The sequence below is a fragment of the Streptomyces sp. SLBN-31 genome, from assembly GCF_006715395.1.
Classification (GTDB): domain Bacteria; phylum Actinomycetota; class Actinomycetes; order Streptomycetales; family Streptomycetaceae; genus Streptomyces.
In genome coordinates this window covers 1,944,712-1,967,501 of record NZ_VFNC01000001.1, presented here as the reverse complement: position 1 = coordinate 1,967,501, position 22,790 = coordinate 1,944,712, and the positions used below count along the sequence as shown (strand labels likewise).

The following is a 22,790-nucleotide window of genomic DNA, read 5'->3' as shown; positions in this document are numbered from 1 at the left end:
ATCTGTGCCGCCTGCTCCACCGTACGGCTCCCGCCGGTGGCGGTGTGCGGCAATGCGCGAATTGATGCCCGGCGCGACTGCCCGCGCGCGGGGGGCGCACACCGGGGCCCGGTCAGTCCTCGTGGCCCAGCTGCAGGTCGCGCTCGGTACGGCCGCCGCCGGCCACCTGGAGCACGGTGGCGACCGGCGGGTAACCCGAGGCGATGACGGTGTACTCGCCGGTCGCCAGGTCGACGAAGCGGAAGGTGCCGTCCGCTCCGGTGGTGAGCGAGTCGACGACGTTCCCCGCCGCGTCGAGCAGTGTCACGCGCGCGTCCTCCACGAGCCGTCCGCCGCTCGCGCGGACGGTGCCGCGCAGCAGCGCGCCGCCGGCCAGTTCGATGTCCTGGCGGGTCTCGCGGGCGGCCTGGACGGTGACCGGGAGCGCGACCGGGCGGTAGGTGTAGGCGCTGGCGGCCAGGGTGTACTCGCCGGCGACGAGTTCGGTGACGAGGTAACCGCCCTCGCGTCCGCTGCGGGTGGTGGCGACGACCTCGCCGTGCACGTTGGTGAGGGTGACCGTGGCGTCCGGTACGGGTGTCCCGTCGGCGGTGCGCACCTGGCCGGCGAGGCGTCCGGCGCCGCCCAGGACGATGTCCAGCTCGACGGGGCGCTCGCCGACGGTGACGGTGACGGCCTGGGGCTGGTGGCCGCCCGCGGCGGCGATGAGCACGTACGAGCCCGTGCCGGGCGTGGACAGCGCGTACCGGCCGTCCTCGCCGCTCGCGCCCCGGCCGATCTGCTGCCCGGTCACGTCGATCAGGGTGAGCGCCGCGCGGGCCACACCGGTCCCGTCGGAGTGCTGCACCGTGCCGCAGACGGGGATGCCGCCCATGTGCGGCGAGCGGACCCGCGGGACCCTGGCGTCCGCGGTCGCCGGGTCCGTTTCGGCTGCGTTGTGGGACACCAGTGGTTTCTCCTTGAGGAAGAAGGCGAAGAGCACACCGAGGGCGAGCACCGGGACGAGATAGAGGAAGATGCGGGGCATGGCGTCGGCGTACGCCCGGATGTAGTCCTCCCGCAGAGGTGCGGGCAGCGCATGCACGAGCTGCGGGGTGAGGGACTGCGGGTCGGGGAGCCGGGCGCCCGCGCCCGTGGGGAGGCGTTCGTCGAGCGCGTCGGCGAGCCGGCCGGCGAAGAGGGTGCCGAAGACCGCGGCGCCGACACTGCCGCCGATCTGCCGGAAGTAGTTGTTCGCGCTGGTCGCCGTGCCGAGGTCCACGGGGCGCACGGAGTTCTGCACGGCGAGGATCAGGACCGGCATCACCATGCCGATGCCGGCGCCGAGGACGGTCATCCAGAGGCTGTACTGCAGCCGGGGCGTGTCGGCCTGGAGGCGGGACAGCAGCCACATGCCGACGCAGGAGACGGCGCTGCCGAGCACGGGACAGGCCTTGTAACGCCCGGTGTGGCTGATGAGCCGGCCGCAGACGACGGATGCGCCCACGATGCCGCCCATCATGGGCAGCATGAGCAGACCCGACTCGGTGGCGCCGGCCCCGTCGACCATCTGCAGGTACGTCGGCAGGTAGCCGGCCGCGCCGAACAGCGCCACCCCGGTCACCAGGCCGACCAGGCCGGTGACGACGAAGACGGGGTCCCTGAACAGCCTGAGCGGGATGAGGGGTTCGGCGGCGAAGTGCTCGGCCACGAGGAAGAGGACGGCGGCGACCGCGGCCCCGGCGCCCAGGCCGAGGATCGTCCGCGAGCGCCACGCGTACTCGGTGCCGCCCCAACTGGTCAGCAGTACCAGGCAGGTGGAGACCGCGGTCAGCAGCAGGGCGCCCGTGACGTCGATGGACCGTCGGCCTCGCGGCTTCGGCAGTTTGAGTACGGCGGTGACGACGACGAGGGTGACGAGTCCGAAGGGGACGTTGAAGTAGAAGCACCACCTCCAGGAGAGGTGGTCGGTGAAGTAGCCGCCCAGCAGAGGGCCGGCGACCGACGCGAGCCCGAAGGCAGCGCCGATGAGTCCCATGAAGCGGCCGCGCCGCCTCGGCGGCACGATGTCCGCGATGATCGCCTGCACGCCGGTCATCAGGCCGCCCGCGCCGACGCCCTGGACGGCTCGGAAGGCGATCAGCTGGTCCATGGACTGCGCGCGGCCGGCGAGTCCGGCTCCGATCACGAAGACGACGATGGCGAACTGGAAGACGCCCTTGCGGCCGAGGAGGTCGCCGAGCTTGCCGTAGACCGGCAGTCCGACCGTGGCCGTGAGCAGGTAGGCGGTGATCGCCCAGGACATCCGGTCGAGGCCGTGCAGCTCACCGACGATACGGGGCAGCGCGGTGGCGACGATCATCTGCTCCAGGGCGGCGAGCAGCAGCGCCGGCATCAGCCCGAGGAAGACCAACCGCACCCGGCGCGGGCTCAGTTCGGCCGTCGCCGCCGGTGCCGGGGCATCGGTCCGCGCGGGCGCCGCCTCCTCGTGCGCCAGAGTGGTCCCGCCCACGTACCGCTCCCCTCGTCGCGCCTGCCGCACAATTCCCGCGTAAGCGACAACTGCGAGCAAACGCGGCGAGTTACGGAATGCGGGCACGCCGAGCGGAGATCCACTCAAACCGGTGAGAGCACCGGTGCCGGGAGCCACGAGGGGCAACGCCCCCCGTTCACCGCCGACTTACTTCTCCACCTCGGCGGCGAGCTTCGCGAGCACCGCGTCGTAGATACGGCCGAGGCCCTTGGGCGCGAAGGTCTTCTCGAAGAAGCCGCCGATGCCGCCGGCGCCGTTCCACACGGTGGTGACGACCACACGGGAGCTGCCCTCGCCCGCGGGGGTGACCGTCCAGGTGGTGACCATGGAGGAGTTGCGGTCCTTCTCCACGAGCTGCCCGTCGGTGGGCTCGGTGACCTCCAGGAGGCAGTCGCGGACGCGCTTGCTGGTGGCCTGGAGCTTCCAGTGGACGAGGGTGCCCTCGCCGTCGCCGCCCTCGCGCACCTCGTACTCGCTGAAGTGCTCGGGCAGCAGCTTCGCGCGCGTGCCGCTGTAGTCGGCGAGGGCGTCGAACACCTTCTCCGCGTCCGCCGCGACGACCCGCTCAGTAGTGGCCTCGACCTGCGCCATCGATTTCCTCCAGGGCTTGCGTTCTCGGGGTTGGGGCAAGCCAACCACCCCCGCCCACGACCACCCAAATCGGGGTGGCGCAGGTCGCCACGGAGGCGTCTCGAGGGCGTCGGAAGCGATCAGAAACAGGCCTTGCACGATAATTCGAACACGTGTTTCACTCTCGGGGTAGCGGCACCGAGGAGGCGTCATGCGCTGGGAGAACCTCACAGTGGAGTCCGGCGGCCACAGCCGGGCGGCCGACGCCGCGCTGTTCGGCGCGGACGCGGTCGTGAGCAGGACCTTCGACACGCCGGAGTTCCGCGGGATCACCTTCCACGAGGTGCGGGCCCGCTCGATCCTGAACCGGGTGCCGGGCGCCTCGCGGATGCCCTTCGAGTGGACGGTCAACCCCTACCGGGGGTGCTCGCACGCGTGCGTGTACTGCTTCGCCCGCAAGACGCACACCTATCTGGACCTCGACTCGGGGCTCGACTTCGACTCCCAGATCGTGGTCAAGGTGAACGCCCCGGAGCTGCTGCGCCGCCAGCTGGGCTCACGCCGCTGGCAGGGCGAGCACATCGCGATGGGCACCAACGTCGACTGCTACCAGCGCGCCGAGGGCCGCTACCGCCTGATGCCGGGCATCCTCTCCGCCCTGCGCGACCATGCGAACCCCTACTCGATCCTGACCAAGGGCACGCTGATCCTGCGCGACCTGGACCTGATCGTGCAGGCGGCCCAGGTGACGGACGTCGGTATCTCGGTCTCGGTCGGTTTCACCGACCCCGAGCTGTGGCGCACGGTGGAGCCCGGCACGCCCGCGCCGGAGCGCCGCCTGGAGGTGGTGCGGGCGTTCACGGACCACGGCATCGGGTGCGGCGTGCTGATGGCTCCGGTGCTGCCGTTCCTGAGCGACCAGCCGGGCCAACTGCGCGCCACCGTGCGGGCCATAGCGGCCTCGGGCGCCACCTCCGTCACCCCCCTGGTGCTGCACCTGCGCCCGGGCGCCCGCGAGTGGTTCATGGCCTGGCTGGCCCAGCGGCACCCGCACCTGGTGGCGCGCTACGAGCGCCTGTACGCGGACGGCGCCTACGCCCCGAAGTGGTACCAGCGCCGGATCACCCGTCAGGTGCACGAGCTGGCCCAGGAGTACGGGATCGGCCCCGCGCGTGCGGGCATGCCCCGGCGGATCCGGCAGCCGGAGCCGGCCGAGCCCGCCGTGTCCGAACCGACCCAACTTTCGCTGATCTGAGAGCAATCGAGCGCATCCCTCGGCCCGATCGGGTCAAGTATCGCCAGAACGAGTTCTTCCGGGGCCACGGTCCGGGACGATTCGGCGAGGACCGTGACATTCGCGGCCCGACCCCCTCCGTCCTGGGAGGACTCCATGAGAAAACGCGCAGCCGTGCTGTGCGCCGCCGCCGTCGTGGCCGGGACCGTCACGGCCGTCCCCGCCGACGCGAGCGCCCCGGGCACCGCGGACACCGCCCACGCCGCGACACTCACCTGGAAGAGCTGCGGCACCACCGACCATCCGACGCTCCAGTGCGCGTCCCTCAAGGTCCCGCTCGATCACCAGCACCCGTACGGCAAGCAGATCACCCTCGCCCTGTCGCGGGTGAAGCACACCACGAGGAAGAGCCTCGGCCCGCTGCTGGTCAACCCCGGCGGTCCGGGCGGCAGCGGCCTCACCCTGGCCGGGTTCGTGGCGTCCTCGCTCCCCAGGTCGGTCGCGTCCCGCTACGACGTCATCGGGTTCGACCCCCGCGGGGTGGGCAGGAGCAGGCCCGCCCTCGACTGCGAGCCGGGCCACTTCGACGCGGTGCGCCCCGACTCCGTGCCGAGCTCACCGGTGATCGAGCGGGCCAACCTGCAGCGCGCCAAGTCCTTCGCCGCCGCCTGCGGCCGCAAGTACGCGAGCGTGCTGCCGTACATCGACACCGTCCAGACCGTGCGGGACATGGACGCGATCCGGGCGGCGACCGGGTACCGGCGGACCAGCTACCTCGGCTACTCCTACGGCACGTATCTGGGCGCGGTCTACGCCAAGCTCTTCCCCCAGCGCGTCAAGCGCCTGGTCCTGGACTCGATCGTCGACCCGACGGGTGTCTGGTACGACGACAACCTCGCACAGGACCAGGCGTTCAACGACCGCCACCGGGCCCTGATGTCCTGGATCGCCAAGTACGACTCGACGTACAAGCTGGGCACCGATCCGGAGAAGATCGAGGCCGAGTGGTACGCGATGCGCGGGGCGCTCGCGAAGAAGCCGGCCGGCGGCAAGGTGGGCGCCTCCGAACTGGAGGACACCTTCATGCCCGGCGGCTACTACAACGGCTACTGGCCCTACCTCGCCGAGGCGTTCGCCGCCTACGTGAACGACAAGAACACCGATCCGCTGGTGGAGGCGTACGAGAACTTCGGCGCGGTCGACGCCTCCGGGGCCAACGGCTACAGCGTCTACACCTCGGTGCAGTGCCGCGACGCGGCCTGGCCGCGCGACTGGAACCAGTGGCGCAAGGACAACTGGGAGGTGTACGACAAGGCCCCCTTCATGGCGTGGAACAACGCCTGGTACAACGCGCCGTGCGCGTTCTGGCCGACGGACTCCCCGCGCCCGGTGAACATCGCCAACGGCAAGCTGCCGCCGGTGCTGCTGTTCCAGGCGACGAACGACGCGGCGACGCCGTACGTGGGAGGTCTGACGGTCCACCGGATGCTGGCCGGTTCGAGCCTCGTCGTCGAGGAGGGCGGCGGGAACCACGGCATCACGCTCAGCGGCAACACCTGCCTGGACAAGCACCTCGCGAAGTACCTGTCCGACGGCACGGTGCCGCGCGGCGGCGGCGAGATCGACGCGGCCTGTCCGAAGCTGCCCGATCCCAAGCCGCCGACCTCCAAGGCGGCCTCGCCGTCGGCCCGCGGTTCCGCGCTGCACGGCCTGGTGGGCTTCCGCGGCTGACCGGCCGGCGGCCCGGTCGGGGGCGGGCGTTGTCAGACCCTTGGTCCACCATGGACGCATGAGTGAGCTGACCAGGATTCCCGCCCCCGACGGGGTCTTCCCCGCCGCCCAGTACAGCCATGTCGTCATGGGCACCGGCCGCCTCGTCGCCGTCGCCGGACAGGTCGCGGTCGACGAGGACGGCAAGCCGTTCGGCGAGGGCGACCCCGAGGCCCAGGCCCGCCAGGTCTTCGAGAACCTCCGCCGCTGTCTGGCCGCCGCCGGCGCCTCCTTCGACGACGTCGTCAAACTCACCTATTTCGTCACGGACATGGCCCACATGCCGGCGATCCGCGCGGCCCGCGCCGAGCACATACCCGACGACCGCCTGCCGGCGGCCTCGGCGGTGCAGGTCGCGGCGCTGGTCCGGCCGGAGTTCCTGCTGGAGGTCGAGGCGCTCGCCGTGCTCGCCGAGTGATCGGCAGGGCGGCCGGCCCCACGTCACCGCTGCTTCGGGATCCGCGCCAGCGCCCGCACCGCCGCCTCCGCGAGGGCCGGATGCGCCAGGGCGTCGTTGAGCACCGGCCGGGCCCGGGCGTCCTCGAGCGTGCCGAGCCCCTCCACGCAGGCGAGGGCGACCCGGCGGTAGGGATCGTGCGGGCGCAGCCTGCGCTGCAGCGTCGTGATCAGTGCCGGTACGGACTCCGGGGCACGCAGCCGCGTCAGCAGGCGGACCGGGTGCAGGGCGTAGGCGACACGGAGTTCGTTGGTGGCGAGGGCGGCCGCGGCGCGTGCCGTGCGGGGGTCGCCGAGCCGGGCGAGGGCGTAGGCGGCGGAGGCGCAGCGCTGCGGGTCACGGTGGTTCAGCAGCAGGACGAGGGACTCGAAGGCACGCCGGTCGCCGGCGACGCCCAGCCGGAACCCGGCCAGCTCCCTGGCCCACAGCGGCTGCCCCGGCTCGGTGAGGACGCCGGCCAGCTCGTCGAGGTCGTCGGTCGCCACCAGCCGGTCGTACGCGACGGACCCTCCGGACTCCTGCCGTAAACGCTCCGTGAGTGATCGCAACTCTTCGTCCATGGCACCGAGATTAGAGGGGCCGCCGACCGCTCGGGACGCACATCACAAACACGAGGTCTGGCGCGCTCGTTACCCACCGGTTAAGCTCAGACGAGCGAGTTACCACTCGCACCCCCTTGCGGCGGCCTGGTGACGCAGCCGTCGTGAGAGCAGTCGGTTCGGTACCTCATGTACCGCAGCACGACCCGGCCCCGGGACAGGGCCGGTCGGATTCCCGCCGTTCGCTCCGGGCGTGTGCACGCCCTCGGTGACGGCACCGGGCGTGTGCGCTCGCAGCCCGGCAACACCCGCATTCATCCACGCACCCGGTGCGCCATGGCACGGCTTCGGCCGGGCCCCCCTGGCGCACCCGGGGGCGCTCCCAGTCGTCACCCTCATTCCTGGAGTCCGCGATGGCCACTCCCCTGTCCCAGCCCCCTCAGTCCCCGCTCCGGACCGTTGCCGTCGTCGGTCTCGGCACCATGGGCACCGGTATCGCCGAGGTCCTCGCCAAGGCCGGCCGCGAGGTCGTCGGCATCGACATCAGCGAGGCCGCCGCCACCAAGGCGGTCACCGCCCTGGAGGCCGCCACCGCCCGCGCCGTGGAGAAGGGGCGGCTGAGCGAGCAGGAACGCGCCGACGTCCTCGCCCGTGTGCGCACCTCCACCGATCTGCGTGCGGCGGCCGACGCCGACCTGGTCATCGAGGTGGCGCCGGAGTCGTACGAGATCAAGCACCAGATCTTCCGTGAGCTCGACGGGATCGTGCGCCCGGAGACGATCCTGGCGACCGGCACCAACGCCCTGTCCGTGACCCGTCTGGCCGCCGACTCGGCCCGCCCGGAGCGCGTGCTCGGCCTGCACTTCTTCAATCCGGCGCCCGCGATGAAGCTGGTCGAGGTCGTCTCCTCGGTCCTGACCGCGCCCACCGCCGTCGCGGCCGTCACCGACCTCGCCCTCGACCTCGGCAAGGAGCCCGTCGCGGTCGGCGACCGGCCCGGATTCGTCGCCGACGGGCTGCTGTTCGGCTACCTCAACCAGGCCGCCGCGATGTACGAGGCGAAGTACGCCTCCCGGGAGGACATCGACGCCGCGATGCGGCTGGGCTGCGGTCTGCCGATGGGCCCGCTCGCCCTGCTCGACCTGATCGGCATCGACACCGCGCGCACGGTCCTCGAGGCCATGTACGCCGAGTCCCACGACCGGCTGCACGCACCCGCGCCGATCCTCAAGCAGCTCAGCGAGGCCGGTCTGACGGGCCGCAAGTCGGGCCGCGGCTTCTACAGTTACGAGGCTCCCGGCAGCGCGACGGTCATCCCGGACACGCTGACGCCGGCCTCCGGTGACCTGACGGTGCCCGGCCGTCCGGTCCGCTCCGTCGGCGTCGCCGGCTCCGGCACCATGGCGTCCGGCATCGCCGAGGTCTTCGCCAAGGCCGGCTACGACGTCGTCCTGGCCGCCCGCAGCGAGGAGAAGGCGCAGGCCGCCAAGGCCCGTATCGGCAAGTCCCTCTCGCGTTCGGTCGACAAGGGGCGGATGACGGCCGAGGCCGCCGCACAGACCCTGGAGCGGATCACCCCGGCCGGCTCGTACGAGGCCTTCGCGGACGTCGACCTGGCCGTCGAGGCGGTCGCCGAGGACCTGGAGGTCAAGCAGCAGCTGTTCCAGGCGCTGGACAAGGTCTGCAAGCCCGGCGCGGTCCTGGCCACCACGACCTCCTCGCTGCCCGTCGTCGCCTGCGCCCGCGCCACCTCGCGCCCGCAGGACGTGATCGGCATGCACTTCTTCAACCCGGCACCGGCGATGAAGCTCGTCGAGGTCGTGCGTACGGTGCTGACGGCCGAGGACGTCCACTCGACGGTCCGCGAGGTCTGCGTCAAGATCAGGAAGCATGCCGTCGACTGCGGCGACCGGGCCGGCTTCATCGTGAACGCGCTGCTCTTTCCGTACCTCAACAACGCGATCAAGATGGTGCAGGAGCACTACGCGTCCCTTGACGACATCGACGCCGCGATGAAGCTGGGCGGCGGCTACCCGATGGGCCCCTTCGAGCTGCTGGACGTCGTCGGCCTCGACGTCTCCCTGGCCATCGAGAAGGTCCTGCACCGCGAGTTCCGCGACCCGGGCCTCGCGCCGGCCCCGCTCCTGGAGCACCTGGTGGCCGCGGGCTGCCTGGGCCGCAAGACCGGCCGTGGCTTCCGTGAGTATGCCCGGCGCTGACGGCGTCGGCGACTGGTTCAGAGGCGAGAAGGACTGGGGCGGACTGCTCGAACCGGGCGGCCACCCCGCGTCCGCCGGACCCGGCACTCCCCCGCCCGCGGCGGGCGGGGGAACCCCGGTACATGCGCGCCAAGCTGCGCACATGCAGTACGTTCGGGTCATGTCCCAGCCCGCCAAGTCCTCACGTACACCAGCTACGCCCGACGCGCCGGAGAGTGCCGCAGGCAGCCGTGCCGCCGCCCAGCGGCTCAAGATGCGCCGAGAACTGGCGGCCGCGGCCATGGAGCTGTTCGCGACCAAGGGGTACGAGGCGACCACCGTCGACGAGATCGCGGCCGCGGCCGGGGTCGCCCGCCGCACCTTCTTCCGTCACTTCCGCTCCAAGGAAGAGGCGATCTTCCCCGACCACGACGACACCCTGATCCGGGCCGAGGCGGTGCTGAACGCGGCTCCCGCGCACGAGCACCCCCTGGACACGGTGTGCCGCGGCATCAAGGAAGTCATGCGGATGTACGCGGCCCGGCCGGAGATCTCGGTCGCCCGCTACAAGCTGACGCGCGAGGTGCCCACCCTGCGCGAGGCGGAGATCGCGTCGGTGGCCCGCTACGAGCGCCTCTTCACCCGCTACCTCCTGGGTCATTTCGACGAGCACGCGCACGACGACGACGCCAACGACGACCCGCTGCTGGCGGAGGTCGCCGCGTCGGCGGTGGTCACGGCCCACAACCACGTGCTGCGGCGCTGGTTGCGGGCCGGCGGGCAGGGGGACGTGGAGGCGCAGCTCGACCACGCCTTCGCGATCGTGCGCAAGACGTTCGGGACCGGCATCGGGGCCGGCCGGTCGGGCGCGCCGAAGGCGGCCGCCTCCCCCGCCTCGGTGTCCGCCCAGGGCGAGGTCCTGGTGGCGGTGGCGCGTACCGACGCGCCGCTGGACGAGGTCATGCGCACCATCGAGCAGGCCCTCAAGGAGCGCTGAGCGGCAGATCGACCTGTGATGACGGCCACCCCTCGGGGTGGCCGTTTTGCCATGTCAGCGCCCCTTTTCACGCGGATTTCAGAGGCGATTCGATCGATCATCGCTCATTTGTTACGTAAAGATTTCACCTGAGAGCAAGTCCTGGCACTCAGTGCCTTGTCACGTGACACGCGGTGTCATACCTTGAAGGAGTCCGGGCGGCCGGCGTGCAGAGACCATGCGCACGTCGGCTGTCCCCTCAAGCCCATGGCTTGCGCGCCCGGACGCCTGCGTCACAGGCACCCTCCCGCGCCACAAAGCGCTGCCGAACAGCACGACCGCCGAACCGACGGCACCTTCATAAAACCCTCAGCAGCACACCGACGTGACCCTCAGCGTCTCCCCTCAAGACGCCATTCGCCGGAGGCAACACCGTGACCGTGAAGGACATCCTGGACGCGATCCAGTCGACCGACTCGACGTCGGCCGACTTCGCCGCTCTGCCGCTCCCCGAGTCGTACCGCGCGATGACCGTGCACAAGGACGAGACGGAGATGTTCGCGGGCATGGCGACCCGCGAGAAGGACCCCCGCAAGTCGCTGCACCTCGACGAGGTGCCGCTGCCCGAACTCGGCCCGGGCGAGGCCCTGGTGGCCGTCATGGCCTCCTCGGTCAACTACAACTCCGTGTGGACCTCGATCTTCGAGCCGCTGTCCACCTTCGGGTTCCTGGAGCGCTACGGCCGCACCAGCGAGCTGGCCAAGCGCCACGACCTGCCGTACCACATCATCGGCTCCGACCTCGCGGGCGTCGTCCTGCGCACCGGCCCGGGCGTGAACTCCTGGAAGCCCGGTGACGAGGTCGTCGCGCACTGTCTCTCCGTCGAGCTGGAGTCCTCCGACGGTCACAACGACACGATGCTCGACCCCGAGCAGCGCATCTGGGGCTTCGAGACGAACTTCGGCGGCCTCGCCGAGATCGCGCTCGTCAAGTCCAACCAGCTGATGCCGAAGCCCGGTCACCTGTCGTGGGAGGAGGCCGCCGCCCCCGGCCTGGTCAACTCCACCGCCTACCGGCAGCTGGTCTCCCGCAACGGCGCCGGCATGAAGCAGGGCGACAACGTCCTGATCTGGGGCGCCAGCGGCGGACTCGGCTCCTACGCCACCCAGTTCGCGCTGGCCGGCGGCGCCAACCCGATCTGTGTCGTCTCCAGCGACCAGAAGGCGGACATCTGCCGCTCGATGGGCGCCGAGGCGATCATCGACCGCAACGCCGAGGGCTACAAGTTCTGGAAGGACGAGCACACCCAGGACCCCAAGGAGTGGAAGCGCTTCGGCAAGCGCATCCGTGAGCTCACCGGCGGCGAGGACATCGACATCGTCTTCGAGCACCCCGGCCGCGAGACCTTCGGCGCGAGCGTCTTCGTCACCCGCAAGGGCGGCACCATCACCACCTGCGCCTCGACCTCCGGCTACATGCACGAGTACGACAACCGCTACCTGTGGATGTCGCTGAAGCGGATCATCGGCTCGCACTTCGCCAACTACCGAGAGGCCTGGGAGGCCAACCGGCTGATCGCGAAGGGCAAGATCCACCCGACGCTGTCGAAGACCTACTCCCTGGAGGAGACCGGGCAGGCCGCGTACGACGTGCACCGCAACCTCCACCAGGGCAAGGTCGGCGTGCTGTGCCTCGCCCCCGAGGAGGGCCTCGGCGTGCGCGACGAGGAGATGCGCGCCAAGCACATCGACGCCATCAACCGCTTCCGCAACATCTGAGACACCCGGGGTCATAGATGACTGAGCGTCAGAATGCCGAAGCGGCGAGGGAGAAGGACCGGCCGTGGCTCATGCGCACGTACGCCGGCCACTCCACGGCCGAGGCGTCCAACGAGCTGTACCGGCGCAACCTCGCCAAGGGCCAGACCGGTCTGTCGGTGGCGTTCGACCTGCCGACGCAGACCGGCTACGACTCCGACCACATCCTCGCCCGCGGCGAGGTCGGCCGGGTCGGCGTACCGATCGCGCACCTCGGTGACATGCGCCGGCTGTTCCAGGACATCCCCCTGGAGCAGATGAACACCTCGATGACGATCAACGCCACCGCCATGTGGCTGCTGGCGCTCTACCAGGTCGTCGCCGAGGAGCAGGGTGCGGACGTCACCAGGCTCCAGGGCACGACCCAGAACGACATCGTCAAGGAGTACCTGTCCCGCGGGACGCATGTCTTCCCGCCGGGCCCCTCGCTCCGCCTGACGACGGACATGATCGCGTACACGGTCTCCCACATGCCGAAGTGGAACCCGATCAACATCTGCAGCTACCACCTGCAGGAGGCGGGCGCCACGCCGGTCCAGGAGATCGCGTACGCGATGTCCACCGCGATCGCGGTCCTCGACGCCGTGCGCGACTCCGGACAGGTCCCCGAGGAGAAGTTCGGGGACGTCGTCGCCCGCATCTCCTTCTTCGTGAACGCGGGCGTCCGCTTCATCGAGGAGATGTGCAAGATGCGGGCGTTCGGGCGGATCTGGGAGAAGATCACGCTGGAGCGGTACGGCATCGAGAACCCCAAGCAGCGCCGCTTCCGCTACGGCGTCCAGGTCAACTCCCTCGGTCTGACCGAGGCGCAGCCGGAGAACAACGTCCAGCGGATCGTGCTGGAGATGCTGGCCGTGACCCTCTCCAAGGACGCACGCGCGCGTGCCGTGCAGCTCCCGGCCTGGAACGAGGCCCTCGGCCTCCCCCGCCCCTGGGACCAGCAGTGGTCGCTGCGCATCCAGCAGGTGCTCGCCCACGAGAGCGACCTGCTGGAGTACGAGGACATCTTCGAGGGCTCGAAGGTGATCGAGGCCAAGGTCGCCCAGCTCGTCGAGGACTCCCTCGCCGAGATCGAGCGGATCCAGGAGATGGGCGGCGCGATGGCCGCCGTCGAGTCCGGCTACCTCAAGGCCCAGCTCGTCTCCTCGCACGCCGAGCGGCGTGCCCGCATCGAGTCCGGGCAGGAGAAGATCGTCGGCGTCAACATCTTCGAGACGACCGAGCCGAACCCGCTGACGGCCGATCTCGACACGGCCATCCAGACGGTCGACCCGGCCGTCGAGGCACGGGTGATCGCGGGCCTGCAGCACTGGCGCGACACCCGCTACCAGCCGCCCTTCAACTACCCACGCCCCTGCAAGGCGCTGGAGAGGCTGAAGGAGGCCGCCAAGGGCACCGACAACCTCATGGAGGCCACCCTGGAGTGCGCCCGCGCCGGTGTCACGACCGGCGAGTGGGCCGGGGCCCTGCGCGAGGTGTTCGGCGAGTTCCGGGCACCGACGGGAGTCTCCTCCGCGCCGGTCGCGGTGACCGCCGAGGCGGGCTCTGCGCTGAGCGAGGTGCGGCGCAAGGTCGACGCCACCGCCCGCGACCTCGGTGTCGGCAAGCTGCGCTTCCTGGTCGGCAAGCCCGGCCTGGACGGGCACTCCAACGGCGCCGAGCAGATCGCCGTGCGGGCGCGCGACGCCGGCTTCGAGGTGGTCTACCAGGGCATCCGCCTCACGCCCGAGGAGATCGTGGACGCCGCCCTCGCCGAGGACGTGCACGCGGTCGGCCTGTCCATCCTCTCCGGCTCGCACGCCCAGCTGGTGCCGGACGTCCTGGAACGGCTGCGTGTGGCCGGTGCCACAGATATACCCGTCATCGCCGGTGGGATCATCCCCAATGGAGATGCCGAGCAGCTCAGGGCCGCCGGAGTGGCCGCCGTCTTCACCCCGAAGGACTTCGACATCACCGGGATCATCGGCCGCATCGTCGACGAGATCCGGAAAGCGAACAAGCTCGACCCCCTGGAGGTCCCCGCATGACCGTCAACCGTCTCCGCCCGCGGCGCTCCTGCCTGGCCGTGCCGGGCTCGAACCCCCGCTTCCTGGAGAAGGCCCAGGGTCTCCCCGCCGACCAGGTCTTCCTCGACCTGGAGGACGCGTGCGCGCCGCTCGCCAAGCCCGAGGCGCGGCACACCATCGTCAAGTTCCTCAACGAAGGTGACTGGACCGGCAAGACGAGGGTCGTGCGGGTCAACGACTGGACGACCGAGTGGACGTACCGCGACGTCGTCACGGTCGTCGAGGGCGCCGGCCAGAACCTCGACTGCATCATGTTGCCGAAGGTGCAGGACGCCCAGCAGATCGTGGCGCTGGACCTGCTGCTGACGCAGATCGAGAAGACCATGGGCTTCGAGGTCGGCAAGATCGGCATCGAGGCGCAGATCGAGAACGCGCAGGGCCTGAACAACGTCAACGAGATCGCGCAGGCCTCCCAGCGCGTCGAGACGATCATCTTCGGCCCGGCCGACTTCATGGCCTCCATCAACATGAAGTCGCTGGTCGTGGGCGAGCAGCCGCCCGGCTACCCGGCGGACGCCTATCACTACATCCTGATGAAGATCCTGATGGCCGCCCGCGCCAACAACCTCCAGGCGATCGACGGTCCCTACCTGCAGATCCGCAACATCGACGGCTACCGCGAGGTCGCCCGGCGCGCCGCCGCGCTCGGCTTCGACGGCAAGTGGGTGCTGCACCCGGGCCAGGTCGAGGCGTCCAACGAGATCTTCTCGCCCTCCCAGGAGGACTACGACCACGCCGAGCTGATCCTGGACGCGTACGACTACTACACGTCCGAGGCGGGCGGCAAGAAGGGCTCGGCGATGCTCGGCGACGAGATGATCGACGAGGCCAGCCGCAAGATGGCGCTGGTCATCTCGGGCAAGGGCCGCGCGGCGGGGATGACCCGTACGTCGAAGTTCGAGATCCCGGAGGCCTGAGCGCGATGCAGTTCGGACGCACCTACGAGGAGTTCGAGGTCGGGGCGACGTACAAGCACTGGCCGGGCAAGACGGTCACGGAGTACGACGACCACCTGTTCTGCCTCCTCACCATGAACCACCACCCGCTCCACATGGACACCAACTATGCGGAGAAGACGACGGACTTCGGCAAGAACGTCGTCGTGGGCAACTACATCTACTCCCTCCTGCTCGGCATGAGCGTGCCGGACATCTCCGGCAAGGCGATCGCCAACCTGGAGATCGAGTCGCTCAAGCACGTGGCGCCGACCTTCCACGGCGACACGATCTACGGCCAGACGACCGTGCTCGACAAGTGGCCGTCCAAGTCGAAGAACGACCGCGGCATCGTCTACGTCGAGACCAAGGGCTACAAGCAGGACGGCACGCTGGTCTGCGTCTTCCGCCGCAAGGTGATGGTGCCGACCGAGACGTACATCAAGGAGCGCGGCGGCGAGCAGCCCGGCCGCCCGGAACTTCAGGAGGGCTGAGCCCGATGGCACGCCTCGCCCAGACCGCCGGTCTGACCGACGTCCAGCAGGAGATCCTCTCCACCGTCCGCGACTTCGTGGACAAGGAGATCATCCCGGTCGCCACCGAGCTGGAGCACCGCGACGAGTACCCCCAGCAGATCGTCGACGGCCTGAAGGAGCTGGGCCTGTTCGGCCTGATGATCCCCGAGGAGTACGGGGGTCTGGGCGAGTCGCTCCTGACGTACGCGCTCTGCGTCGAGGAGATCGCCCGCGGCTGGATGTCGGTCTCCGGCATCATCAACACCCACTTCATCGTGGCGTACATGCTCAAGCAGCACGGCACGCAGGAGCAGAAGGACCATTTCCTGCCGCGCATGGCGGCCGGCGACATCCGCGGCGCGTTCTCCATGTCGGAGCCGGGTCTCGGCTCGGACGTGTCCGCCATCACCTCCAAGGCGGTCAAGGACGGTGACGAATACGTCCTCAACGGCCAGAAGATGTGGCTGACGAACGGCGGAACGTCGAGTCTGGTCGCCGTACTCGTCCGAAGTGATGAAGGACACCCCGAGGGCACCGCGCCCCACAAGTCCATGACGACCTTCCTCGTCGAGAAGGAGCCCGGCTTCGGAGAGGTCCGCCCCGGCCTCACCATCCCCGGGAAGATCGACAAGATGGGCTACAAGGGTGTCGACACCACCGAGCTGATCATGGATGGCCTGCGGATTCCGGCCGATCGGGTGCTCGGCGGCGTCACCGGCCGAGGTTTTTACCAAATGATGGACGGCGTCGAGGTTGGCCGCGTGAACGTGGCGGCGCGTGGCTGCGGCGTCGCTCAGCGTGCCTTTGAGCTGGGGGTCCAGTACGCCCAGCAGCGTCACACTTTCGGCAAGCCGATCGCCCAGCATCAGGCCATCCAGTTCAAGCTCGCCGAGATGGCTACCAAGGTCGAGGCCGCGCATGCGATGATGGTGAACGCCGCACGCAAAAAGGACTCCGGGGAACGAAACGACCTTGAGGCCGGCATGGCGAAGTACCTCGCCTCCGAGTACTGCAAGGAGGTCGTGGAGGACGCGTTCCGGATTCACGGTGGTTACGGCTTCTCGAAGGAGTACGAGATCGAGCGTCTCTACCGTGAGGCACCGATGCTCCTCATCGGTGAAGGTACCGCCGAGATCCAGAAAATGATCATCGGTCGCAGGTTGCTCGAAGAGTATCGATTCCAGGGTTAGATGTCCGGATACGGGGTGTTTTCTTGGAGAAGAAGATCACACCCCGTCAACACTCTTCGGCCGCCGACTCGGCTTCTTGGCTTGCCCAGTTGTGGCCGTCGACCGGTACGATCCCCGGAAAGCCGCCGTCCCCCGTTACAGCGCGGCATCATCCGCTACGAAGGTCATCCATGCCCCACAGCCAAACCTCTGCACCACGCGACAGCCTGGCAGGCGTACGTCTTGCGCGCGGAGCATCGCCGTGGCTTCTCCCGACCGTCGCCACCGCAGCCCTCAGCCTGGCCCGCGCCCGCCGCTCCGGCGTCGCCAAGGCCGTGGCCGTGCCCGCCACCGCGCTCGCGGCCGGCATGCTGTGGTTCTTCCGCGACCCCGAGCGTGAGATCGCCCCGGGCCGGGTCATCTCCCCCGCCGACGGTGTGGTGCAGAGCATCATGCCGTGGAAGGACGGCCGCACTCGCGTCGCGATCTTCATGAGCCCGCTCAACGTCCACGTCAACCGGGCGCCGCTCTCCGGCACGGTGACGTCGGTCGAGCACATCCCCGGCGGGTTCGTTCCGGCGTTCAACAAGGAGAGCGAGAACAACGAGCGCGTTGTCTGGCACTTCGACACCGAACTCGGTGACATCGAGATGATCCAGATCGCCGGCGCGGTGGCCCGCCGTATCGTCCCCTACATCCCGCAGGGCACGAAGGTCGAGCAGGGCGACCGTATCGGTCTGATCCGCTTCGGCTCGCGCGTCGACATCTACCTGCCGGAGGGTGTGGAGGTGGCGGTCGAGGTCGGTCAGAAGACCGTGGCTGGGGTGACTCGCATTGACCGTGATTGATCCTGATACCCAGGCGGGCTGGGTGCCCGGGGCGGACGAGGTCGACGACGAGGAGGAGATGCCTCTTTCTCTCCGCCTCTCGATAGCGGACACCCTCACCCTCGGCAACGCCACGTGCGGCTTCATGGCGGTGTACTTCACCACCACCGGCATCCTGATCCCGCACCTCACCGGTGACCAGGAGACCGGCATGGCCCGCCACAGCGCGGCCACGGCGGTCATCCTCATGCTCTGCGCCGCCGTCTTCGACCTGTTCGACGGCCTGGTCGCGCGCAAGCTGCGCTCCTCCCCCATGGGCGCGGAGCTGGACAACCTCTCCGACCTGATCAGCTTCGGCCTGGCGCCGGCGTACTTCGTCCTCGTGTACGGCATGGTCGCCGACGACGCGCACCAGAGAGTGGCCGCGGTCGGGGCGATCGTGGTGCTCCTGGCCGTCGTACTGCGCCTGGCACGCTTCTCGTGCGTGACCGTCCCGAACGGAATGTTCCAGGGCATGCCCTCGCCGTTCGGCGCGTTGACGGTCGTCTCGATCGTCCTGCTGGAGCTGCCCTTCGTGGCGACGCTGCTGGCGATCCTGGGCACCGCCTGGCTGATGGTGAGCCGGGTCGAGTATCCGAAGCCGCGGGGCCGCCTCGCGGTCGCGATGCTGTCGTGGATCGTCGTGTCCATGGGTCTGCTCGCCGCCTGGGCCTTCGACGCCCCCAGCGGCCAGCTGCTCCTGCAGACCGGCTGCGCGCTGCAGCTGGTCACGGGCGCGGTCATCCCGCTGTTCGCCACGGCCCGCCGGGTGAACAACTTCCGCGACAACCGCCGCGAGGCACGGGCGGCACAGCTGCCGTAGCGGACGCTGTCGTACGACGACGAAGGGGCCCCGAGCCGGACGGCTCGGGGCCCCTTCGTCATGCCCGCTCCCGTGGCCTCTCGGCCGGGCCGGGACGTCCCGTGGCCGACCGTCAGGTCAGGAAGTCACGCCCGATCTGCTCCGCCACCCGTTCCAGGATCGGGCCGGCGTCGGTGATGCACTTCGCGACGTCCGGTTCGATCTCCGTCAGGGCGTACGCCCGGCGGATGCCCGCCCGGCCGAGGGCCTCCGGGGGCAGGGCGAGCCGTCCGCAGACCGCGACGACCTCCTTGTCCGCCGCGCGGGCCGCTGCGGCGACGCCGGCCGGGGCCTTGCCGTGCAGGGTCTGCTCGTCCAGGGACCCCTCACCGGTGATGACCAGGTCCACCCGCTCCAGGGCCGGGGCGAAGCCCAGTACGTCGAGCATGACCTCGATGCCGGCGCGGAAGCGGGCCCCGAGCAGGAGGGCGCCGTACCCGATGCCGCCGGCGGCGCCCGCGCCCGGGGAGGCCGCGTACTCGGCCGCCTTCGGGCCCACGGCCTCCTCCAGCACCTTCGCGTAGTGCGCGAGGGCCGAGTCCAGGGCCGCCACGTTGTCCGGAGAGGCGCCCTTCTGCGGGCCGTAGACGGCCGGGGCACCCTTCGGGCCGGTCAGCGGGTTGTCGACGTCGCTTGCCAGGACCAGTTCCACGTCCGCGAACCGCGGGTCCAGGCCCGACAGGTCCGCCGTGGCCAGGTCGTCCAGCCCGCCGCCGCCCGGCGGGACCGGTTCGCCGTCCGCGTCCAGGAAGCGTGCGCCCAGCGCCGACAGCATCCCGGCGCCGCCGTCGGTGGTCGCGCTGCCGCCGACACCGAACACGATCGTGCGGGCGCCCGCGTCGAGGGCGGCCCGCAGCAGCTCGCCGGAGCCGTACGTGGAGGCCGTCAGCGGCGCGAAGACGCCCTTGGGCAGCCGCTGCAGCCCGCTCGCCTCGGCCATCTCCACGACCGCCGTGTCGCCGCGCAGCGCGAAGGCCGCGGTCACCTCGTGCCCGAGGGGCCCGGCGACGCGCACCTCCCGCCGCTCGAAGCCCGCGGCGACCGCGGCGTCCACGGTCCCGTCGCCGCCGTCCGCGACCGGCAGCGACGCCACCTCCACGGCCGGCACGACCCGGCGCAGGCCGGCCGTCACGCGCTCGGCGACCTGCACGGCCGTCAGCGACCCCTTGAACTTGTCCGCGGCGATGAGCACGCGCTGTGTCACCTGTTTTCCCCTCGCTCTCCGGGCCTCGCGCACGTCAAGGCCAGTCGCGCCGCTGCGACCTTAACCGGAGCACACCCCCGCCGTCATGCCCCGCCCAGAGCCTGAGAACGGCGTGGGAGCACCGTACGAGCGCCGTGGGGAGCGCCTGTGCGGACGCCCGAAACCGCACACGCGCCCCCGGAATTGGGTAAACCGGAAGCATGACCCCTGTGGGCACCGAACAAGAGCTCACCGACCGCGTCCTCGGGGGCTGGCTGGGCCGGATCGCGGGCAACATGCTCGGCAAGCCGGTCGAGCGGGGCGACCTGTGGACGCGGGACCGGATCGACCGTTATCTGCGGCAGGCCGCCGCCCTGCCCCTGACCGACTACCTCCCCGAGCCGGCCGTCGAGAGCGACGGGTTCGAACTGCGCCCCGAGTGGCGCCAGTGCGTACGCGGCCGCATCCACGGCAGCTGCCGGGACGACGACGTCGACTACGCGATCCTCGGCCTGGACCTGCTGGAGACCCACGGCTTCGGCTTCAGCACCGAGCAGGTCGGCGACCTGTGGCTGCTGAGACTGCCGTACCTGCAGACGTTCACCGCGGAGCGGGCGGCGTACCGCAATCTCGCGAACGGTCTCAAACCGCCGCTGACCGCGACCTACGACAACCCGTACCAGGAGTGGATCGGCGCCCTCATCCGCGCCGACATCTACGGCTGGACCTGTCCCGGCGCCCCGCGTCGGGCCGCCTCCCTCGCACGGCGGGACGCGGTGCTGTCGCACACCGGCAACGGCGTGTACGGCGCGATGTGGGCGGCGGCGCTGATCTCGGCGGCGTTCACGGCGACCACGGTCCGGCACGCGGTGGACGCCGCGCTGGCCGTGATCCCGGCGAGCAGCCGTCTGGCGCGCACCGTGCGCCGGGTCGTCTCGCTCCACGACACCCGGATGACCTGGGAGGACACGCTGACGACGGTCGCCGAGGAGACCGCCGGGCTCGGCTGGATCCACATCGTCCCGAACGTCGCGGTGCTCACCGCGGGCCTGTTGTACGGCGACGGCGACTTCACCCGGACCATCACGCTCACCGTCCGCGGCGGCCTGGACACCGACTCCAACGGCGCGACGGCGGGCTCGGTGGCCGGCGTCCTGACCGGGGCGGCCGCGATCCCGCCGCAGTGGACGGACCCCCTGGAGGACACCGTCCGCAGCGCGGTCTTCGGCTTCGACGGCGCCCGCATCAGCGATCTGGCGGAGCGGACGGTCCGGTTGGCGGGCGAGGAGGAGTGAGCGCGGTGGCTGGTTACCCTTCCTGGATGAGCAGCTCTGAAGATTTCGCCGCCTACGTCGCGGGTCTGCCCCGCATCCTCTCCGGTGCCGCCGCCCTGTTCCGTGACACCGCGGGCCGGGTCCTGCTCGTCGAGCCCAACTACCGTGACGGCTGGGCCCTGCCCGGCGGCACGATCGAGTCCGACGACGGCGAGACCCCGCGCCAGGGCGCGCGCCGCGAGACGCTGGAGGAGATCGGCCTCGACCGCGAGCTTGGACGGCTGCTCGCGGTGGACTGGGTGTACCGGCCGGGCTGGCCGCCGCTGGTGGCCTACCTCTACGACGGCGGAGTCCTCGGCGAGGACGAGCTGAAGGCGATCCGCCTGCAGGAGGAGGAACTGCTGTCCTGGCGGCTGGTGGAGCGCGCGGAGCTCGGCGACTACCTCCTGGGCACCCTCGGCGGCCGCGTCCTGGCCGCCCTGGACGTCCTGGCCGAGGGCTCGGGGACGGCGGAGCTGGAGAACGGCCGGCGGGTGGGCTGACACCGCCCGGTGCACCTTTCAGGGGCCGCCGAGTTCGGCGATGAGGTCGGGGTCCCTCATACCGGGCAGGGCGTATCCCGCGTCCTCGTCCCAGGGGATGTCCAGGTCGTCCATGTGCACGTGCCACTCGCCGTCCGGCAGGGCGCGGCGCAGCTCCGTCAGCGCGTCGAGCACCGAGGCCACGACCGGCAGCAGGCGGCCCGGGTCCAGCGGCATCTTGGTGGAACCGGCGAGCAGCTCGTCCGGCTCGTCGGCGTTCTTCGCGTACAGAGTGAGGCACTCCTGGTCGTCGTAGGGGAACGCGGCCAGGTGCGCGGCGACGATGCGCTCCACCTCGGCCGACTCGGCCTCGGACGGCGGCAGGGCGCGGCGCGCGCGGTAGTAGAGGGAGACGCTCATGTGCCGAGCGTAGAGGCAGGGTCCGACAGCGGCCGATATCCGCTGGCCGGGCCCGGATCGCGCGATCTACCCTCGGTGCCATGTCCAAGCCCCTCGTCGCCGTCCTCAGCGGCGCAGGTATCTCCACCGACTCCGGCATTCCCGACTACCGCGGGCCGAACGGGCTGTGGCGGCGGGACCCGGAGGCCGAGAAGCTCGTGACGTACGAGTACTACATGGGCGATCCGGAGATCCGGCGGCGGTCGTGGCTGATGCGGCTCGAGAGCCGGGCGCTGGGGGCCGAACCCAACGCGGCGCACCGGGCCGTGGCCGAGCTGGAGCGGTCCGGGGTGCCGGTGCGGGTGATCACGCAGAACGTGGACGGGCTGCACCAGCTCGCCGGGATGCCCGCGCGCAAGGTGCTGGAGCTGCACGGCACCGCACGGCAGGTGGTGTGCACGGGCTGCCGCGCCCGTGGGTCCATGGAGGACGCCCTGGCCCGGGTCGAGGCCGGGGAGGCGGACCCGGCCTGCCTGCAGTGCGGCGGGGTCCTGAAGTCGGCGACCGTGATGTTCGGCGAACGTCTCGACCCGGAGGTCCTCGGCCAGGCTGTCGCCATCGCCAAGGCGTGCCAGGTGTTCGTCGCCGTAGGAAGCAGTCTCCAGGTGCAGCCCGCCGCCGGACTCGCCGGTGTCGCGGCCGACCACGGCGCGCGGCTCGTCATCGTCAACGCCGAGCCGACGCCGTACGACGAGATCGCGGACGAGGTGATCCGGGAGCCGATCGGCACCGCCCTGCCGAAATTGCTGCGCACGCTGGGCGATGGGGGCGGGGACGGTCCTGTGCGTCCGCTTTCGTAGGCGGACGGCGCGGTCGGCGCGGTCGGCGCGGTCGGCGCGGTCGGCGCGGTCGGCGCGGTCGGCGCGG

At 70.5% G+C, this 22,790-nt stretch carries 20 protein-coding genes; 15 read left to right on the top strand and 5 right to left on the bottom strand.

The features are described from left to right. Positions 1 to 112 precede the first annotated feature (112 nt). Positions 113 to 2,491 carry an MFS transporter gene (locus FBY22_RS09025; protein ID WP_174267113.1) on the bottom strand — a complete coding sequence of 793 codons (2,379 nt, stop codon included), beginning with the start codon at positions 2,489 to 2,491 and terminating at the stop codon, positions 113 to 115. A 168-nt stretch (positions 2,492 to 2,659) separates the two neighbouring features. Further along, positions 2,660 to 3,103 (bottom strand): SRPBCC family protein, encoded by a 444-nt coding sequence (locus tag FBY22_RS09020; protein WP_142143918.1) that lies wholly within the window; start codon positions 3,101 to 3,103, stop codon positions 2,660 to 2,662. Positions 3,104 to 3,293: 190 nt separating this feature from the next. Here FBY22_RS09020 and FBY22_RS09015 point away from each other — a divergent pair, with 190 nt between their 5' ends. From FBY22_RS09015 to FBY22_RS09005, 3 genes are all read left to right on the top strand, one after another. After that, positions 3,294 to 4,337 (top strand): Rv2578c family radical SAM protein, encoded by a 1,044-nt coding sequence (locus FBY22_RS09015; protein WP_142143916.1) that lies wholly within the window; start codon positions 3,294 to 3,296, stop codon positions 4,335 to 4,337. Between the two features lie 135 nt (positions 4,338 to 4,472). Beyond that, positions 4,473 to 6,047, top strand: a complete 1,575-nt coding sequence (locus FBY22_RS09010; RefSeq protein WP_142143915.1) for an alpha/beta hydrolase — start codon at positions 4,473 to 4,475, stop codon at positions 6,045 to 6,047. Between the two features lie 58 nt (positions 6,048 to 6,105). Continuing rightward, positions 6,106 to 6,504 carry a RidA family protein gene (locus FBY22_RS09005; protein ID WP_142143913.1) on the top strand — a complete coding sequence of 133 codons (399 nt, stop codon included), beginning with the start codon at positions 6,106 to 6,108 and terminating at the stop codon, positions 6,502 to 6,504. A gap of 23 nt (positions 6,505 to 6,527) precedes the next feature. On the opposite strand, the gene FBY22_RS09000 is transcribed toward FBY22_RS09005, so the two are convergent. Further along, positions 6,528 to 7,103, bottom strand: coding sequence for an adenylosuccinate lyase (locus FBY22_RS09000; protein WP_142143911.1), 576 nt, complete (start codon positions 7,101 to 7,103; stop codon positions 6,528 to 6,530). Between the two features lie 392 nt (positions 7,104 to 7,495). On the opposite strand from FBY22_RS09000, the gene FBY22_RS08995 reads away from it, so the two are divergent. From FBY22_RS08995 to pssA, 9 genes are all read left to right on the top strand, one after another. Beyond that, entirely contained in the window at positions 7,496 to 9,301 is a 1,806-nt protein-coding gene (locus FBY22_RS08995) for a 3-hydroxyacyl-CoA dehydrogenase family protein (protein WP_142143909.1), read from the top strand. A gap of 160 nt (positions 9,302 to 9,461) precedes the next feature. Then, a complete protein-coding gene (locus FBY22_RS08990) occupies positions 9,462 to 10,277 on the top strand; it encodes a TetR family transcriptional regulator (protein WP_260844761.1) in 816 nt (271 codons plus the stop codon). Positions 10,278 to 10,690: 413 nt separating this feature from the next. Continuing rightward, positions 10,691 to 12,034, top strand: a complete 1,344-nt coding sequence (gene ccrA / locus FBY22_RS08985; RefSeq protein ID WP_142143906.1) for a crotonyl-CoA carboxylase/reductase — start codon at positions 10,691 to 10,693, stop codon at positions 12,032 to 12,034. 17 nt (positions 12,035 to 12,051) lie between these two features. Further along, positions 12,052 to 14,100 carry a protein meaA gene (locus FBY22_RS08980; RefSeq protein WP_142143904.1) on the top strand — a complete coding sequence of 683 codons (2,049 nt, stop codon included), beginning with the start codon at positions 12,052 to 12,054 and terminating at the stop codon, positions 14,098 to 14,100. Beyond that, a complete protein-coding gene (locus FBY22_RS08975; RefSeq protein WP_142143902.1) occupies positions 14,097 to 15,056 on the top strand; it encodes a CoA ester lyase in 960 nt (319 codons plus the stop codon). The genes FBY22_RS08980 and FBY22_RS08975 overlap by 4 nt, the downstream gene beginning before the upstream one ends. A 5-nt stretch (positions 15,057 to 15,061) precedes the next feature. Then, positions 15,062 to 15,568 (top strand): MaoC family dehydratase, encoded by a 507-nt coding sequence (locus FBY22_RS08970; RefSeq protein ID WP_059195327.1) that lies wholly within the window; start codon positions 15,062 to 15,064, stop codon positions 15,566 to 15,568. A gap of 5 nt (positions 15,569 to 15,573) precedes the next feature. Continuing rightward, positions 15,574 to 16,779, top strand: a complete 1,206-nt coding sequence (locus tag FBY22_RS08965) for an acyl-CoA dehydrogenase family protein (RefSeq protein ID WP_103783615.1) — start codon at positions 15,574 to 15,576, stop codon at positions 16,777 to 16,779. A gap of 170 nt (positions 16,780 to 16,949) precedes the next feature. Then, entirely contained in the window at positions 16,950 to 17,606 is a 657-nt protein-coding gene (locus FBY22_RS08960) for a phosphatidylserine decarboxylase (RefSeq protein WP_058922170.1), read from the top strand. Between the two features lie 22 nt (positions 17,607 to 17,628). Continuing rightward, complete coding sequence (pssA, locus tag FBY22_RS08955) at positions 17,629 to 18,447, top strand: CDP-diacylglycerol--serine O-phosphatidyltransferase (protein ID WP_142147473.1); 819 nt, start codon at positions 17,629 to 17,631, stop codon at positions 18,445 to 18,447. A 112-nt stretch (positions 18,448 to 18,559) separates the two neighbouring features. On the opposite strand, the gene FBY22_RS08950 is transcribed toward pssA, so the two are convergent. After that, positions 18,560 to 19,690 (bottom strand): glycerate kinase, encoded by a 1,131-nt coding sequence (locus FBY22_RS08950; RefSeq protein ID WP_260844759.1) that lies wholly within the window; start codon positions 19,688 to 19,690, stop codon positions 18,560 to 18,562. Positions 19,691 to 19,890: 200 nt separating this feature from the next. Between FBY22_RS08950 and FBY22_RS08945 the strand changes: the two genes are divergently transcribed. Together FBY22_RS08945 and FBY22_RS08940 are read left to right on the top strand one after the other, a co-directional pair. After that, positions 19,891 to 20,964 (top strand): ADP-ribosylglycohydrolase family protein, encoded by a 1,074-nt coding sequence (locus FBY22_RS08945; RefSeq protein ID WP_142143900.1) that lies wholly within the window; start codon positions 19,891 to 19,893, stop codon positions 20,962 to 20,964. Between the two features lie 26 nt (positions 20,965 to 20,990). Next, the gene (locus tag FBY22_RS08940; protein WP_142143898.1) at positions 20,991 to 21,485 is read left to right on the top strand and encodes an NUDIX hydrolase; all 495 of its coding nucleotides are present in this window, start codon (positions 20,991 to 20,993) and stop codon (positions 21,483 to 21,485) included. 18 nt (positions 21,486 to 21,503) lie between these two features. On the opposite strand, the gene FBY22_RS08935 is transcribed toward FBY22_RS08940, so the two are convergent. After that, positions 21,504 to 21,884 carry a hypothetical protein gene (locus FBY22_RS08935; RefSeq protein ID WP_142143896.1) on the bottom strand — a complete coding sequence of 127 codons (381 nt, stop codon included), beginning with the start codon at positions 21,882 to 21,884 and terminating at the stop codon, positions 21,504 to 21,506. Between the two features lie 80 nt (positions 21,885 to 21,964). Here FBY22_RS08935 and FBY22_RS08930 point away from each other — a divergent pair, with 80 nt between their 5' ends. Next, the gene (locus FBY22_RS08930; protein ID WP_142143894.1) at positions 21,965 to 22,723 is read left to right on the top strand and encodes a Sir2 family NAD-dependent protein deacetylase; all 759 of its coding nucleotides are present in this window, start codon (positions 21,965 to 21,967) and stop codon (positions 22,721 to 22,723) included. Positions 22,724 to 22,790 lie beyond the last annotated feature (67 nt).